11 protein-coding genes are annotated in these 14,809 nt (G+C 71.7%); 5 read left to right on the forward strand and 6 right to left on the reverse strand.

All coding sequences use genetic code 11. From position 1 onward, the window contains the following. Window positions 1–53: 53 nt before the first annotated feature. Window positions 54–1,001, forward strand: a complete 948-nt coding sequence (locus tag DXZ73_RS12975; protein ID WP_116211149.1) for a hypothetical protein — start codon at window positions 54–56, stop codon at window positions 999–1,001. A 27-nt stretch (window positions 1,002–1,028) separates the two neighbouring features. On the opposite strand, the gene DXZ73_RS12980 is transcribed toward DXZ73_RS12975, so the two are convergent. After that, the gene (locus DXZ73_RS12980; protein WP_116211150.1) at window positions 1,029–1,481 is read right to left on the reverse strand and encodes a Rieske (2Fe-2S) protein; all 453 of its coding nucleotides are present in this window, start codon (window positions 1,479–1,481) and stop codon (window positions 1,029–1,031) included. 136 nt (window positions 1,482–1,617) lie between these two features. On the opposite strand from DXZ73_RS12980, the gene DXZ73_RS12985 reads away from it, so the two are divergent. Beyond that, the gene (locus DXZ73_RS12985; protein ID WP_116211151.1) at window positions 1,618–2,613 is read left to right on the forward strand and encodes a carbohydrate kinase family protein; all 996 of its coding nucleotides are present in this window, start codon (window positions 1,618–1,620) and stop codon (window positions 2,611–2,613) included. A 114-nt stretch (window positions 2,614–2,727) separates the two neighbouring features. Here DXZ73_RS12985 and uvrA read toward each other — a convergent pair whose 3' ends face one another. Then, a complete protein-coding gene (gene uvrA, locus DXZ73_RS12990; protein ID WP_116211152.1) occupies window positions 2,728–5,700 on the reverse strand; it encodes an excinuclease ABC subunit UvrA in 2,973 nt (990 codons plus the stop codon). Between the two features lie 177 nt (window positions 5,701–5,877). Here uvrA and DXZ73_RS12995 point away from each other — a divergent pair, with 177 nt between their 5' ends. From DXZ73_RS12995 to DXZ73_RS13005, 3 genes are all read left to right on the forward strand, one after another. Continuing rightward, a complete protein-coding gene (locus DXZ73_RS12995) occupies window positions 5,878–6,567 on the forward strand; it encodes a maleylpyruvate isomerase family mycothiol-dependent enzyme (RefSeq protein ID WP_116211153.1) in 690 nt (229 codons plus the stop codon). A 9-nt stretch (window positions 6,568–6,576) separates the two neighbouring features. After that, window positions 6,577–7,233: an MBL fold metallo-hydrolase gene (locus DXZ73_RS13000; RefSeq protein ID WP_116211154.1), complete on the forward strand. Its 657-nt coding sequence runs from the start codon at window positions 6,577–6,579 to the stop codon at window positions 7,231–7,233. A 233-nt stretch (window positions 7,234–7,466) separates the two neighbouring features. Beyond that, window positions 7,467–8,750, forward strand: a complete 1,284-nt coding sequence (locus DXZ73_RS13005) for an MFS transporter (RefSeq protein WP_116211155.1) — start codon at window positions 7,467–7,469, stop codon at window positions 8,748–8,750. A gap of 22 nt (window positions 8,751–8,772) precedes the next feature. Here the strand turns inward: DXZ73_RS13005 and DXZ73_RS13010 are convergent, their stop codons facing one another. The 4 genes from DXZ73_RS13010 to uvrB form a co-directional block, all read right to left on the reverse strand. Beyond that, entirely contained in the window at window positions 8,773–9,759 is a 987-nt protein-coding gene (locus DXZ73_RS13010) for a TerC family protein (RefSeq protein WP_116211156.1), read from the reverse strand. A gap of 152 nt (window positions 9,760–9,911) precedes the next feature. Then, window positions 9,912–11,777, reverse strand: a complete 1,866-nt coding sequence (locus DXZ73_RS13015; RefSeq protein ID WP_116211157.1) for a TerD family protein — start codon at window positions 11,775–11,777, stop codon at window positions 9,912–9,914. Between the two features lie 143 nt (window positions 11,778–11,920). Then, entirely contained in the window at window positions 11,921–12,499 is a 579-nt protein-coding gene (locus DXZ73_RS13020; RefSeq protein ID WP_116211158.1) for a TerD family protein, read from the reverse strand. 139 nt (window positions 12,500–12,638) lie between these two features. Then, window positions 12,639–14,762, reverse strand: coding sequence for an excinuclease ABC subunit UvrB (gene uvrB / locus DXZ73_RS13025; protein WP_116211159.1), 2,124 nt, complete (start codon window positions 14,760–14,762; stop codon window positions 12,639–12,641). Window positions 14,763–14,809: the final 47 nt, after the last annotated feature.

Below are 14,809 nucleotides of genomic sequence, written 5' to 3' on the forward strand. Positions count from 1 at the left end.
CGGTGGCCCGGACCGCTCCTGCCACCGGTGAATATTCACAGAGGGGCGAGCGGATGGCACAGAGCGGCATACCGACCGACGCGGCCGAGAACGAACTGGTACAGGCCCTGCGCACCGGGCCGTTCCACCTGGCGCTGCGGACCGCGCTGTCCGTGCGCGGGCTCGCCCTGCACCGGGTGCAGCACCGGCTCGCACAGCGCGGCGTACGGGTCGGGGTGACGAGTCTCAGCTACTGGCAGCAGGGCGCGCGGCGGCCCCAGCGGCCCGAGTCGCTGCGTGCGGTGCGCATGCTGGAGGACGTCCTGGAGCTCCCCCCGCACTCCCTGACCCGGCTGCTCGAACCCCTGGAGCCCCGCACCGGGGCGGAACGGCCCGCCACCCGCTCGTACCGCTCCCTGGTCGAGGAGTCGCGCGCGCTGGAACGGCTGCTGGCCGAGCTGGAGTCACCGGCCGACGGCGGGCTGCACACCGTCTGCCATCTGGAACGGGTCCTGATCGGCTCCGGGCGCGAGCTCCTGGAGCGCGCCTCGCAGCACGTCGTGCGCGCGCACCGGGACGGCGTGGACCGCTATGTCGCCATCCATCACGGGGACACCGGCTGCGACCCCGGGCAGGTGGCGGTGCGGGCCACCGAGAACTGCCGGGTGGGGCGCGTGCGGTGGCACGCCAAGGCCGGTGTCCTCGTGGCCGAGCTGCTCTTCGACACCCGGCTGCGGGCCGGGGAGACCTATGTCTTCGGCTACGGCTTCGAGGACGGCACGGCCGGGCCGAGCAGCGAGTACGTGCGGGGGTTCAGCTTCGCGGGCGGGCAGTACGTCCTCCAGGTCCGCTTCGACGGCGCGGCGCTGCCGGTGCGCTGCCGCAGGTTCGCCCAGAGCTCCGCGGGGGCGCCGCGCGCCGGGCAGCAGGAGCTGACGCTGGCGGGGCGGCACCGCGGGGTGCATCTGGTGGAACAAGGGGTGCGGCCGGGGATCCTGGGGATCGCCTGGGACTGGTCGTGAGCGGCCCGGCCTTCCCCGGTGCCCCTGTCAGACCTCCGGGCCCGCGATCAGCTTGCCGTCGGCCAGCTTGACCGGGACGGCGGGCAGGGGCGCGCCGGCGGGGCCCTGGAGGACCTTGCCGGTGGCCGGGTCGAACTTGCTGCCGTGGCACGGGCAGCTGATCTTCCCGTCCTCGATCTTGTCGACGACACAGCCCGCGTGCGTGCACACCGCGCTGAACGCCTTGTACTCCCCCTTGGCGGGCTGCGAGACGACCAGGCGCTGCTCGCGGTAGAGCCGCGCGCCGCCGACCGGGACGTCGGCCGGGGCCCCGAGGTCCACCGGGGCCGTGGGGGTGGCCGCGCCCTTGGCGCCGCCCGGACCGCCGCCCGAGCACGCCGTGACGCCGAGCCCGGCGGCGCCTGCCAGCGCGGTGCCTCGCAGCACGGTGCGGCGGTCCAGGGAGAAGGCGGCAGAAGCCTCGGGGGCGGGGCTTGTCATGGGTGCTCCAACGGTGAACTGCGGATACGACGCGTCGACCCTACCGGCACCTCGAATTCCGCTTGAGGCCCCTCGGGGCGGGTGGTGACATGACAGGCTATGCCCGGCGGGAACCGGCCGGGAAAGGACGCCCCTCGTGATCGTCGTAGCCGGAGAGGCCCTGATCGACCTGGTGCCGGGAGAAGCCGGGGACGGCGGGGGCGGCGCGCTGCCCGCGCTGCTGCCGCGGCGTGGCGGGGGCCCGTACAACACCGCTGTGGCGCTCGGGCGGCTGGGCGCGCCCGCCGCCTTCTGTTCCCGGGTGTCGGCGGACGGCTTCGGCGAGGCGCTGCTGGCCGGTCTCCGGACGGCCGGGGTCGACGTCTCGCTGGTGCAGCGCGGGCCGGAGCCGACGACGCTCGCGGTGGCCGACGTCGGCGCGGACGGCTCCGCGGGCTACGCCTTCTACGCGGAGGGCACCGCGGACCGCCTGTTCGAGCTTCCGGGGCCGCTGCCGGAGGCGGTGTCGGCACTGTGCCTGGGCACCTGTTCGCTGGTGCTGGAGCCGGGCGCGAGCGCGTACGAGGCGCTGCTGCGCCGGGAGGCGGAGCGCGGGGTGTTCACGCTGCTGGACCCCAATGTCCGGGCGGGCCTGATCCCCGACGCGGCCGCCTACCGCGCCCGCTTCCGCTCCTGGCTGCCCCATGTGACCCTGCTGAAGCTGTCGGAGGAGGACGCCCGCTGGCTGGGCGGCTCCCCGGAGCAGTGGCTGGCGGAGGGGCCCGCCGCGGTGGTCGTCACGCACGGGGCGGCGGGGCTGTCCGTTCACCCCCGGAACGGCGCCCGGCAGTCGGTCCCGGCCCCCGCGGTCGAGGTCGTGGACACGATCGGCGCGGGCGACACGGTGAACGCGGCGCTGCTGCATGGGCTGGCGGCGCGGGGTGCGCTGACGCGCGGGGCGTTGGACACGGTGGACTGGCCGGACGTCCTGCGCTTCGCGGCCCGCGCGGCGGCGCTCACGTGCACGCGCGCGGGGGCGGAGCCGCCGTGGTCGGCGGATCTTCGGGGCACCCCCGGGCCCCCGACTGCGGGTCCGTTGCCGCCTGCGGCGGGAGCTCCCTGCGGGAGCGTCCTCAAACGCCGGACGGGCTGAAATCAGCCCGTCCGGCGTTTGAGGACAGCGCGCGAAGCGTGCTTCGGGGGTCTGGGGGCTTGCCCCCAGTTTCGGGAAGGGGCGGGGTAGGGGAACAAAGCCCGCCGCAGGCGGCTACGCCTTCCGCGCCCGAACGGCCTTCTTCGCCGGAGCCTTGGCCGCGACAGTCTTCTTCACGGCGGCCTTCTTCACGGGCGCCTTCTTCGCCCGCGCCCGCGCCGCCGGCGGCGGCGGCGAATCACTCACCCGGTCCCCGAGCAGCTCCCGCAGGAACTTCCCCGTGTGACTGTCCGGCACAGAAGCAACCGCTTCCGGCGTGCCCTCCGCGATGACGAGGCCACCGCCGCTGCCGCCCTCCGGGCCCATGTCGACGACCCAGTCGGCCGTCTTGATGACGTCGAGGTTGTGCTCGATGACGATGACGCTGTTGCCCTTCTCGACCAGACCCGACAGCACCGTGATCAGCTTGCTGATGTCCTCGAAGTGCAGCCCGGTGGTGGGCTCGTCGAGGACGTACACCGTGCGGCCGGTGGAGCGCTTCTGCAGCTCGCTGGCGAGCTTCACGCGCTGGGCCTCGCCGCCGGAGAGCGTGGGCGCGGACTGCCCGAGCCTGACGTAGCCGAGCCCGACCTCGTGCAGGGTGCGCAGGTGCCGCGCGATGGTCGGCACCGCCTCGAAGAAGTCGAGCGCCTCCTCGATCGGCATGTCCAGCACCTCGGCGATGGACTTGCCCTTGTAGTGCACCTCCAGGGTCTCCCGGTTGTAGCGCGCGCCGTGGCAGACCTCGCACGGCACGTACACATCCGGCAGGAAGTTCATCTCGATCTTGATGGTGCCGTCGCCGGAGCAGTTCTCGCAGCGGCCGCCCTTGACGTTGAAGGAGAAGCGGCCCGGCAGATAGCCGCGCACCTTCGCCTCCATCGTCTCCGCGAAGAGCTTGCGGACGTGGTCGAAGACACCTGTGTACGTCGCGGGGTTGGAGCGCGGCGTACGGCCGATGGGCGACTGGTCGACGTGGACGACCTTGTCGACGAGGTCGTCGCCGTCCACGCGCGTGTGCCGTCCGGGAACGGCGCGGGCGCCGTTCAGCTCGCGGGCCAGGTGGGTGTAGAGGATGTCGTTGACGAGCGTCGACTTGCCGGATCCGGAGACGCCGGTGACGGCCGTGAGCACGCCGAGCGGGAAGGACACGTCGATGTCCTGGAGGTTGTTCTCCCGGGCTCCGCGCACCGTCAGCCGACGGTCGAGGTCGACGGGGCGGCGCTCGATCGGGGTGGCGATGGCCTTCTTGCCTGAGAGGTACTGCCCCGTCATCGACTCCTTGTTGCGCAGCAGGTCCTTCAGGGGACCGCTGTGCACCACCTTGCCGCCGTGCTCGCCCGCGCCGGGGCCGATGTCCACGACCCAGTCCGCGACCTTGATGGTGTCCTCGTCGTGCTCGACGACGATGAGGGTGTTGCCCATGTCGCGCAGGCGCACGAGGGTCTCGATGAGGCGGTGGTTGTCGCGCTGGTGCAGGCCGATGGACGGCTCGTCCAGCACATAGAGGACGCCGACGAGGCCGGAGCCGATCTGGGTGGCGAGCCGGATGCGCTGGGCCTCGCCGCCGGAGAGGGTGCCTGCGGCGCGGTTGAGCGAGAGGTAGTCGAGGCCGACGTCGACCAGGAACTTCAGCCGCTCGTTGACCTCCTTGAGGACCCGCTCGGCGATCTTCTTCTCGCGGCCGGTGAGCTTCATCTCCCGCAGGAAGTCGGCGCATTCGCTGATCGACATCGCGGCGACGTCGGCGATGGACCGCCCCTGCACGGTGACCGCGAGCACGATCGGCTTGAGCCGGGTGCCCTCGCAGGTCGGGCAGTGCACCTCGCGCATATAGCCCTCGAAGCGCTCGCGGCTGGAGTCGCTCTCCGCCTCCGAGTGGCGTCGCTTGACGAAGGGCACCGCGCCCTCGAAGGCCGTGGTGTACGCGCGCTCGCGGCCGTAGCGGTTGCGGTAGCGCACCTCGATCTGGGTCTTGTGGCCGTTGAGGAGCGCCTTCCTGGCCCGCTGCGGCAGCCCGGCCCAGGGGATGTCCGTACGAAACCCGAGCTCGTCGGCCAGGGCGCCGACGAGACGGCTGAAGTAGTCCTTGGTGTGGCCGTGCGACCAGGGGTTGATCGCGCCCTCGTCGAGGGACTTGTCCTCGTCGGGGACGATCAGCTCCGGGTCGACCTCCATCCGCGTGCCGATGCCGGTGCAGTCGGGGCAGGCGCCGAAGGGGGAGTTGAAGGAGAAGGAGCGCGGCTCCAGCTCCTCGAAGGACAGGTCGTCGTACGCGCAGTAGAGGTGCTCGGAATACATCCGCTCACGCTCGGGGTCGTCCTCGGCGAGGTCGACGAAGTCGAGGATCACCATGCCGCCGGAGAGGCCCAGGGCGGTCTCGACCGAGTCGGTCAGCCGGCGCTTGGCGCTGTCCTTGACGGTGAGGCGGTCGATGACCACCTCGATGGTGTGCTTCTCCTGCTTCTTGAGCTTGGGCGGATCGGAGAGCTGGACGGTCTCGCCGTCGACCCGGGCCCTGCTGTAGCCCTTGGTCTGGAGGTCGGAGAAGAGGTCGACGAACTCGCCCTTGCGCTCGCGCACCAGCGGGGAGAGCACCTGGAAGCGGCTGCCCTCGGGCAGCTCCAGGACCTTGTCCACGATGGCCTGCGGCGACTGGCGGGCGATGGGCCGCCCGCACTCGGGGCAGTGCGGCTTGCCGATGCGGGCGAAGAGCAGGCGGAGGTAGTCGTAGACCTCGGTGATGGTGCCGACCGTGGAGCGCGGGTTGCGCGAGGTCGACTTCTGGTCGATGGACACGGCCGGGGACAGGCCCTCGATGAAGTCCACGTCGGGCTTGTCCATCTGCCCGAGGAACTGCCGTGCGTAGGAGGAGAGGGACTCGACGTAACGACGCTGCCCCTCGGCGAAGATCGTGTCGAACGCGAGGGACGACTTGCCCGATCCGGAGAGCCCCGTGAAGACGATGAGCGAGTCACGGGGGAGGTCGAGCGAGACGTTCTTGAGGTTGTGCTCGCGAGCGCCACGGACGATGAGACGGTCAGCCACGCCGGTCGGCACCTTTCTTGAGAGCGATGGGATGCGCCGCACCCCCGACCCAGGGTATGGGGGGCGCCGCGCGGATGTCGGATCCGATGCCACACACGAGCCTATAGCACGCACATTCGAATTACGGTGGGAGCCGTCCGACTTCACCCGGACGAGTGGCGGCGCTATCGTCGCCGCATGATTGATCATGTGCACGACCTGGCATCTGTACGTGAAGCGACCGACCGGCTCCTCACCGAGGTCGCGAAACTGGACAACGGCGCCGTCGCCGAAGCGTCACGCCTTCCCGGCTGGACCCGTGGTCACCTGCTCGCCCACCTCGCCCGCAACGCGGACGCTCTGGCCAATGTCCTCAACGGCCTGCCCATGTACGCCAGTGGCGAGGCGAGGGACGCGGACATCGAGAGCGGCGCCCCCCGCCCCCTGGACGTCCAGCTCGCCGACCTCCGCGAGAGCGCGGGACGCTTCCTGGAGACCGCCGGCGCCGTCGACGACTGGACCCGCACCGTCACCCTGCGCAACGGCGTGACCGACGCGGCCGTGCGGGTCCCCTTCCGCCGCCTGACCGAGGTCGAACTGCACCACGTCGACCTGAACGTCGGCTACGGGCTGGAGGACCTCCCGGAGGAGTTCACCGGCCGCCAGATCGCGTACCTCGCGGAGCGCTTCTCCGGCAACGCCGGACTGCCGCCCGTCACCGTCACCGCGACCGACGGCCGCCAGTGGCACACCGGCGGCCCGGAGGGCCCGGCGGTCACCGTCACGGGCGCCGCCCCCGCCCTGCTGGGCTGGCTCGCGGGCCGTGGCGACAAGGGGGCGGGCCTGGACACCGGCGGTGCCCCGCTTCCGGCACTCCCCCCGCTATAGGCTGAAGTCATGACGTACAGCGGAGCGGTGAAGGTCGGCGGCCCGGCGGATGTGCACGAGCTGACCGACCTGATGATCTCGAAGGTCGCGGTCGGGCCGATGAACAACAACGCCTATCTGCTGCGCTGTCGCGCGACGGACGAGCAGTTGCTGATCGACGCCGCCGCCGAGCCGCACACCCTGATCGGCCTGATCGGGGACAGCGGCATCGCCTCGGTCGTCACCACGCACCGCCACGGCGACCACTGGCAGGCGCTGCGCGAGGTCGTGGACGCCACCGGCGCCCGCACCTACGCGGGCCGCCACGACGCCGAGGGCATCCCCGTGCCGACGGACGTACCGGTCGAGGACGGCGACACGATCCGCGTCGGCCGCGTCGAGCTGACCGCGCGCCACCTCGTCGGCCACACCCCGGGCAGCATCGCCCTGGTCTACGACGACCCGCACGGCCACCCGCACCTGTTCACCGGCGACTGCCTCTTCCCGGGCGGCGTCGGCAACACCCACGACGACCCGAAGGCGTTCGCGAGCCTCCTCGGGGACGTCGAGACCAAGCTCTTCGGGCAGCTCCCCGACGAGACCTGGGTCTATCCGGGGCACGGCGCCGACACCACGCTCGGCGCCGAGCGCCCGCACCTCGCGGAGTGGCGCGCCCGCGGCTGGTGACCCCGGGCGCGGGCAGGGCGGCAGCCCGTAGGCGAAGGAATCGGTAAGGACCGTCGGCCATGGCCGACGGTCCTTACCGATTCCCAGGTCGCGCGGCGCCGCCACACGCCGCCGCCGCGGGCCTCCCCGCGCGCCCCTGGCCGTACCCCCGCACGCCCCGTTGCCTGCCGTGTCCACCGGAAGTTGGGCACTGCATGCGATCCGACCGTTCCCCGGACGAACGCCCACCGGCCATGCTCCGCCTGGCAGCCGCGTCCCTGGCGGGAACCGCCATCGAGTTCTACGACTTCTTCGTCTACGGCACCGCGGCGGCCCTCGTTCTCGGCCCGCTGTACTTCCCGACGGTCTCGCCGCTCGTCGGCACGCTCGCGGCCTTCGGCACCTTCGGGGCCGGGTTCGTCGCGCGCCCGCTCGGGTCGGTGTTCTTCGGTCACATCGGCGACCGGCGCGGCCGCCGCCCGGTCCTGATCATGTCCCTGCTGCTGACGGGCGTCGCGACCGTCGCGGTCGGTCTGGTGCCCGCCTACGGCACCATCGGCGTCGCGGCCCCGGTCCTGCTGGTCGTCCTGCGGTTCGCGCAGGGCTTCGGGCTCGGCGGGGAGTGGGGCGGGGCCGTGCTGCTGACCGCCGAGCACGCTCCCCCGGACCGGCGCGTCCTGTGGTCGAGCGTGCCCCAGATCGGTCCGCCCGTGGGCTTCCTGATCGCCAACGGGATCATGCTCACCCTGTCGGCCACGCTCACCGACGCACAGTTCCGGTCCTGGGGCTGGCGGGTCCCGTTCTGGTTCGCCGGCGTCCTCGCGGTGGGCGGGCTGCTGCTGCGCGCCAGGCTGTCCGAGACCCCGGAGTTCCGCGAGCTGGCCGACCATGGCACCCAGGCGGAGCTGCCCTTCGCCGAGGTCGTGCGCGACCACTGGCGGCTCGTCCTGCTCACCGCCGGGGGCCTGACCGTCGCGTACGCCCTCTACTACGCGGTCACCACCTGGTCCCTGGCCTACGCCACCGAGCGGCTCGGCGTGGACCGTACGGTCATGCTCGGCTGCATCATGGCGGCGGTCTCGGTGTCGGCGCTGGCCACCCCGGTGTTCGCGCTCCTGGGCGACCGCTACGGGCGCCGCACGCTGTGCCTGGCGGGCTGCCTCGCCATGGCGCTCTGGACGGTTCCGCTGGTCGCCCTGCTGTACAGCGGGCGCCCGGTGTGGATGGTGCTCGGCTTCCTGGGCGCGACGCTGGCGTTCACGGCCGTGTTCGCCGTCATCGCGGCCTATCTCCCCGAGCTGTACGAGCCGCGGGTGCGCTGCACGGGCGCGGCCGTGGGCTACAACCTGGCGGGGGTGCTGGGCGGCGCCGTCACCCCGCTCGTCGCGACCGAGGTGGCCCGCGGCGACGGCCCGCCCTGGGGCGTGGCGGCCTATCTGGCCGCCCTCGCCCTGCTCGGCCTGGGCTGTTTCGCGCTGCTGCCGGAGACGCGACCGGCGACCGGCCCGGAGCCGGTCGCCGAGGGCGCGCCCGCCTGAGCGGGTCCGGGCCCGGCCGGGCTCAGACCCGGGCGCCGTCGTCCGCGGCCGCCGCTTCGGCGGCCGCCTGCTTCTTCGAGGCGCGGAGGCTGGTGACCGTGGTGACGACCAGCACCGCGCAGATGACGCCGAGCGAGACCGGGATGCTGATCTCGGGCACCCCCACGCCGTTCTCGTGCAGGGCGTGCAGGACGAGCTTGACGCCGATGAAGCCGAGGATCACCGACAGGCCGTACGAGAGGTGGACCAGCTTCTTCAGCAGTCCGCCGATCAGGAAGTACAGCTGCCGCAGGCCCATGAGGGCGAAGGCGTTGGCCGTGAAGACGATGTACGGGTCCTGGGTGAGGCCGAAGATCGCCGGGATCGAGTCCAGCGCGAAGAGCACGTCGGTGGTGCCGATGGCCAGCATGACGATCAGCATCGGCGTCATCAGGCGCTTGCCGTTCTCGACGACGAACAGCTTGGTGCCGTGGTAGCGGTCCGTCGAGGGGAAGCGCTTCTCGACCATCTTGAGGAAGCGGTTCTCCTCGAACTCCTCTTCCTCCTCGTCGCTCCGCGCCTCCTGGATGAGCTTCCAGGCGGTCCAGATGAGGAAGGCGCCGAAGATGTAGAAGACCCAGGAGAAGTTGGCGATGATCGCCGCGCCGGCGCCGATGAAGACGGCCCGCAGGACGAGGGCGATCAGCACGCCGACCATCAGGACGCGCTGCTGGTAGATCGACGGCACCGCGAACTTCGCCATGATCAGCACGAAGACGAAGAGGTTGTCGACGCTCAGCGACTTCTCGGTGATGAAGCCCGCGAAGAACTCGCCCGCGGGCTTGCCGCCGCCGAAGAGCAGGAGCCCCAGCCCGAAGAGCCCGGCCAGGGCGACCCAGACGACGGTCCAGATCCCCGCTTCCTTGAGGGACACCTCATGGGGTTTGCGGCCGCCGATGAAGAAATCGGCGGCGACGAGGGCGCACAGACCGAGAATGGTCAGCACCCACAGGGTCAGGGAGACATCCACTGTTCCTCCGGCACGTCATACGGCAACTGTCAGCGTCGTCGCTGCCGGAGGAGCACCGGGGGTACACCACGGGCGCCTCCGTACAAAAACAGTACAGGAAGACCCAAGAAAAGGTAAAGGAAAAACCAAAAGTCCTGGTCAGAAGCCCTTCGCTAGAGGCCATAAGCCCGGCGTGCCTGCCCTACCTGCCAGAGCACCTGCCGCAGCACGTCGCTCCCCTGCGGCACCACGGACGGCTCGTACGTCCAGGAGTGCCCGACCCAGGGGTCGGCGAGGTGGTCGTCGGCGACCGGGGTGATCCTCAACAGGGCACGCCAGAGCGGGTCCAGCACCGGCCCGTATGCCCGGGCGTCGGCGCGGTCGGCGACCATCATCAGGTGCACCCCGACGGACGGCCCCTCGTCCGCGAGGTAGCGCAGCTGGGTCACGCCCCGGTCGTCGAAGCCGTGCGGGAAGTCGTTGACGAGGAGCAGCTGCTCCGCGGTGTCGAGGTCGGGCGGCAGGGAGTCCGCGGCACCGCCGCGGACCGCCATCTGCACCAGGTCGACCCGCCGCGTCAGCCGGTCCAGCACCGCGGACACGCCCTGCGCGCCGGGCGCGGGAGGCTCGCGCAGCGCCCCGGAGGCCAGCAGCGGCGCGAGCGCCGCACCCGCGGCCCCCGCCGGGTCGATGACCTGCACCGTGAAGTCGCCGACCGGGTGGACGGCCAGCAGCCGGGCGGCGTGGGCGACCGCGGTCTCCATCGCCCGCCCGCGCAGCTCGGCCGCGTCCACCAGGCCCGCCTCGGGGCCGGACGGCCGGCCGCTGTCGATCCACAGCCCGCGCTCCAGCGGCAGCCGCACCAGCATGGGGATCCGCAGGTCCGTGCGCTCCGGCAGGTGCAGATCGCCCAGCCGCAGCGCCAGGGGCGTCTCCAGCGGGAGCTGGTACCCCTGCCAGACGGGGCTGTCCCAGCGGGCGAAGGCGGGCGGCAGGGCGTGTTCGACGACCTCGGACTCGGCCGCCAGCTGGGCGAGGTCACGGTCGAGGACGGCGCGCGCCTGCTCGACCAGGTCCGTCCGCTTGGCGCGGGCCCGGTCGCGGGCGGCGTCCGCCGCGGGCCCCACCCGGGTCAGCGGGTCGGAGAGCACCTGGTCCAGCTCGCGCTCCAGGCGCGACTCCGCGAAGTCGACGGCGCTGCGGTACGCGGCCGCCGAGCGCGCCAGGTCCTCGAACATGCCCCACACCTGGTTGTAGAGCCGCTCGTCCAGCGTCCAGCCCGTGGCGTCCCCGGCGACGGGCGGCGCGGGCCGGTCCGGCTCTGAGGAGGCCACGGCGGGGGCCGGAGCGCCCGCTGCGGGCTCCGCGGCGGCGACGGGCACGGATGCCTGCCGGCCGGGGTGCCGGTAGCTGACGCGGCCGCTCCGCGCCGCCGACGGCGCGGAGCCGGAAGCCGCGGGCGCCTGCGGGGGCGCGATGGACCGGGCCACGCCCTGGGTGACCGCCTCGTTGATGGCGGCCGCCATGCCCATGGCGTCCTCGAGGCCCTGGTCGCGCAGCATGGCGGCCAGGCCGCCCGCGTAACCCTGGCCGACGGCGCGCACCTTCCAGCCGCCCTGCCTGCGGTACAGCTCCAGGGCGACGACCGCCGACTCGGAGTCGAGGCCGGTGACCGTGTAGCTGGCGACCTCGGTCCCGTCGAGGCCGGTGACGGCGACGAACGGCGCGGCCATCGCGCCGAAGCGGGCCGGGCCGCCCGCTCCGTCCGGGAGGGCCAGCAGGACGTTGACGTGGTGCACGGACTCCGCGAGCGCGCCCAGGTCGACGGCGAGCCGGTGCTCGGCCGCGGCCTGCCGGGACACCTCCAGGCCGGGAAGCCTGTGCGAAGCGGGGTGCGCGACGCTCCGGGCGCCGGCCACCCTGCCGTCGGCGTCACCGAGCGTGGCACCCGCCACGATCGCGTCGGCCGCCGAGACGCGGATCTCCAGTCGGGTCTCCGCCAGCGGGTGGTTCTGCCCCCGCACCAACTCGGCCGTCATGCCTGCGCCCCCTCGTGATGTGTGCCCCGCGCGGCGCCGTCCCCGGCCGCGCGTGTCGTACTCGCCGCGCATCGCGGGCGCGCCCGCGGGCCCGGCGGAGGCATGCTCCGCCGGGCCCGGTCGATCGCTTCCGCCGGTGCGCCCTACAGGCTCGGCAGGATCGCCGGCATGAGGTCCTGGAAGGTACGGCCGTTGGACGGCGTACCGATCGCGGTCATCTGCCACCCGGCTCCCGCGCGGTGCACCTTGGCCATGATCTGCGCGGTGTACGGGCCCCCGCCGTCGAGGGTGTAGCGGGCGAGCTCCTGACCGGTGGTCTCGTCGACCAGGCGGCAGAACGCGTTCTGCACCTCGGCGAACGTCTGGCCGGTGAAGGAGTTCACCGTGAAGACGATCTGGTCGATGTGCACGGGGACGCGCTGGAGGTCGACGAGGATCGCCTCGTCGTCGCCGCCCTTGCCCGCGCCGCCGACCAGGTTGTCACCGGTGTGGCGGACCGAGCCGTCGTCGCTGACCAGGTGACGGAAGAAGACCACGTCCACCGGCTGGCCATCGGCGAAGAGCACCGCCGACGCGTCGAGGTCGATCTCCTTGGTGCGCGACCCGAACAGTCCGCGGCGGGGTGCGGACTGCCAGCCCAGCCCCATCCGTACCGCGGTCAGGGTGCCCCCGTCGGCCTTCTGCAGGCTGATGCCCTGACCCTTGGACAAGTTGACCGTCACGCGCAGTCCCTTCTCGTTCTTTCCCGTGGCCGCGCGTCCGCACGGCCTCCCCGGCCGACCCTATGCAGTGCCCCGGGCGACCTCACCGCCCGGGCGCCCTTTTGTGGCGGTCTTGCAACATCCCGGGCCGCGCACCCCGTCAGGCGAGACCCGCCTCCTTCATCTGGCGCAGCTCCTTCTTCAGCTCGCCCACCTCGTCACGGAGCCGCGCGGCAACCTCGAACTGGAGCTCGGCGGCGGCGGCCCGCATACGGTCGGTCATGTCCTCGATGAGCTGGGCGAGTTCGGCGGCCGGGCGGTCCGTCGCCACGACGGCCTTGGCCTTGCCCTTCGCCTTGGCGCCGGCCTTGCCCGCGGACGCCGCCGGGACCGGGGCCTTCCCCTTCTCGTCCTTGCGGTAGCCCGAGCCCAGCAGTTCCCTGGTGTCGATCTCCTCCCGGGCGAGGGAGGCCACGATGTCGCCGATCTTCTTCCGCAGCGGCTGCGGGTCGATGCCGCGCTCCTTGTTGTACGCGACCTGCTTCTCGCGGCGGCGGTTGGTCTCCTCGATGGCCTTCTCCATCGCGGGGGTGACCTTGTCCGCGTACATATGGACCTGGCCGGAGACGTTGCGCGCGGCACGGCCGATGGTCTGGATCAGGGAGGTGCCCGAGCGCAGGAAGCCCTCCTTGTCGGCGTCGAGGATGGCGACGAGCGACACCTCGGGCAGGTCGAGGCCCTCCCGCAGCAGGTTGATGCCGACCAGGACGTCGTACTCACCGGCGCGCAGCTCCCGCAGCAGCTCCACACGGCGCAGCGTGTCGACGTCGCTGTGCAGATAGCGCACCTGGATGCCCAGCTCCAGGAAGTAGTCGGTGAGGTCCTCGGCCATCTTCTTGGTGAGGGTGGTGACCAGGACGCGCTCGTCCTTCTCGGTGCGCTTGCGGATCTCGTGCACCAGGTCGTCGATCTGGCCCTCGGTCGGCTTGACGACGACCTCGGGGTCGACGAGGCCGGTGGGCCGGATGATCTGCTCCACGAAGCCGTCGGAGCGCGACAGCTCGTACTTCCCGGGCGTCGCCGAGAGGTAGACGGTCTGCCCGATGCGCTCGACGAACTCCTCCCACTTCAGCGGCCTGTTGTCCATGGCCGACGGCAGCCGGAAGCCGTGCTCGACGAGGGTGCGCTTGCGGGAGGCGTCGCCCTCGTACATCGCGCCGATCTGCGGGACGGTGACGTGCGACTCGTCGATGACGAGGAGGAAGTCCTCGGGGAAGTAGTCGAGCAGGGTGTTGGGCGGGGAACCGGGCTCGCGGTCGTCCATGTGCAGCGAGTAGTTCTCGATGCCGGAGCAGGAGCCGATCTGCCGCATCATCTCGATGTCGTACGTGGTGCGCATGCGCAGCCGCTGCGCCTCCAGCAGCTTGCCCTGCTTCTCCATCCGGGCGAGGGTCTCCGCCAGCTCGGCCTCGATCCCCGCGACGGCCTTCTCCATGCGCTCGGCGCCGGCGATGTAGTGGCTGGCGGGGAAGACGTAGAGCTCCTGGTCGTCGGAGATGACCTCGCCGGTGAGCGGGTGGAGCGTGGAGAGGGCCTCGATCTCGTCGCCGAACATCTCGATGCGGACGGCGAGCTCCTCGTAGACCGGGAAGATCTCGATGGTGTCGCCGCGCACCCGGAAGGTGCCCCGGGTGAAGGCCACGTCGTTGCGGGTGTACTGGATCTCCACGAAGCGGCGCAGCAGCTCGTCGCGGTCGATCTCCTGGCCGATCCTGAGCGGGACCATCCGGTCGACGTACTCCTGCGGCGTACCGAGGCCGTAGATACAGGACACCGAGGCGACCACGACGACGTCACGCCGGGTGAGCAGCGAGTTCGTCGCCGAGTGGCGCAGCCGCTCGACCTCCTCGTTGATGGAGGAGTCCTTCTCGATGTAGGTGTCCGACTGCGGTACGTATGCCTCGGGCTGGTAGTAGTCGTAGTAGGAGACGAAATATTCCACCGCGTTGTTGGGCAGAAGCTCCCGGAACTCATTCGCGAGCTGGGCTGCGAGGGTCTTGTTGGGTGCCATCACCAGGGTCGGCCGCTGGAGCTTCTCGATCATCCACGCGGTGGTCGCCGACTTGCCGGTGCCGGTCGCGCCGAGCAGCACGACGTCCTTCTCGCCCGCGCGGATGCGCCGCTCCAGGTCGGCGATGGCCGCGGGCTGGTCGCCGCTGGGCTGGAAGGGGCTGACGACCTCGAAAGGCGCCACCTTGCGTTCGATCTTCGATACGGGCCGCATGGATCCACCGTACGACCCCCCACTGACAACGGCCGGGCGCCGGGGGA

Origin of the sequence: Streptoverticillium olivoreticuli subsp. olivoreticuli, assembly GCF_003391135.1 — a bacterium.
GTDB classification, from domain to species: domain Bacteria; phylum Actinomycetota; class Actinomycetes; order Streptomycetales; family Streptomycetaceae; genus Streptomyces; species Streptomyces blastmyceticus.

What these genes read in the sequence shown, in the direction of transcription:
- DXZ73_RS13000 (WP_116211154.1), top strand. Translation starts at nt 6,577, where the DNA reads ATGACGTACAGCGGAGCGGTGAAGGTCGGCGGCCCGGCGGATGTGCAC.
- DXZ73_RS12975 (WP_116211149.1), top strand. Translation starts at nt 54, where the DNA reads ATGGCACAGAGCGGCATACCGACCGACGCGGCCGAGAACGAACTGGTA.
- DXZ73_RS13015 (WP_116211157.1), bottom strand. Translation starts at nt 11,777, where the DNA reads ATGACGGCCGAGTTGGTGCGGGGGCAGAACCACCCGCTGGCGGAGACC.
- DXZ73_RS12980 (WP_116211150.1), bottom strand. Translation starts at nt 1,481, where the DNA reads ATGACAAGCCCCGCCCCCGAGGCTTCTGCCGCCTTCTCCCTGGACCGC.
- uvrB (WP_116211159.1), bottom strand. Translation starts at nt 14,762, where the DNA reads ATGCGGCCCGTATCGAAGATCGAACGCAAGGTGGCGCCTTTCGAGGTC.
- DXZ73_RS13005 (WP_116211155.1), top strand. Translation starts at nt 7,467, where the DNA reads ATGCTCCGCCTGGCAGCCGCGTCCCTGGCGGGAACCGCCATCGAGTTC.
- DXZ73_RS12995 (WP_116211153.1), top strand. Translation starts at nt 5,878, where the DNA reads ATGATTGATCATGTGCACGACCTGGCATCTGTACGTGAAGCGACCGAC.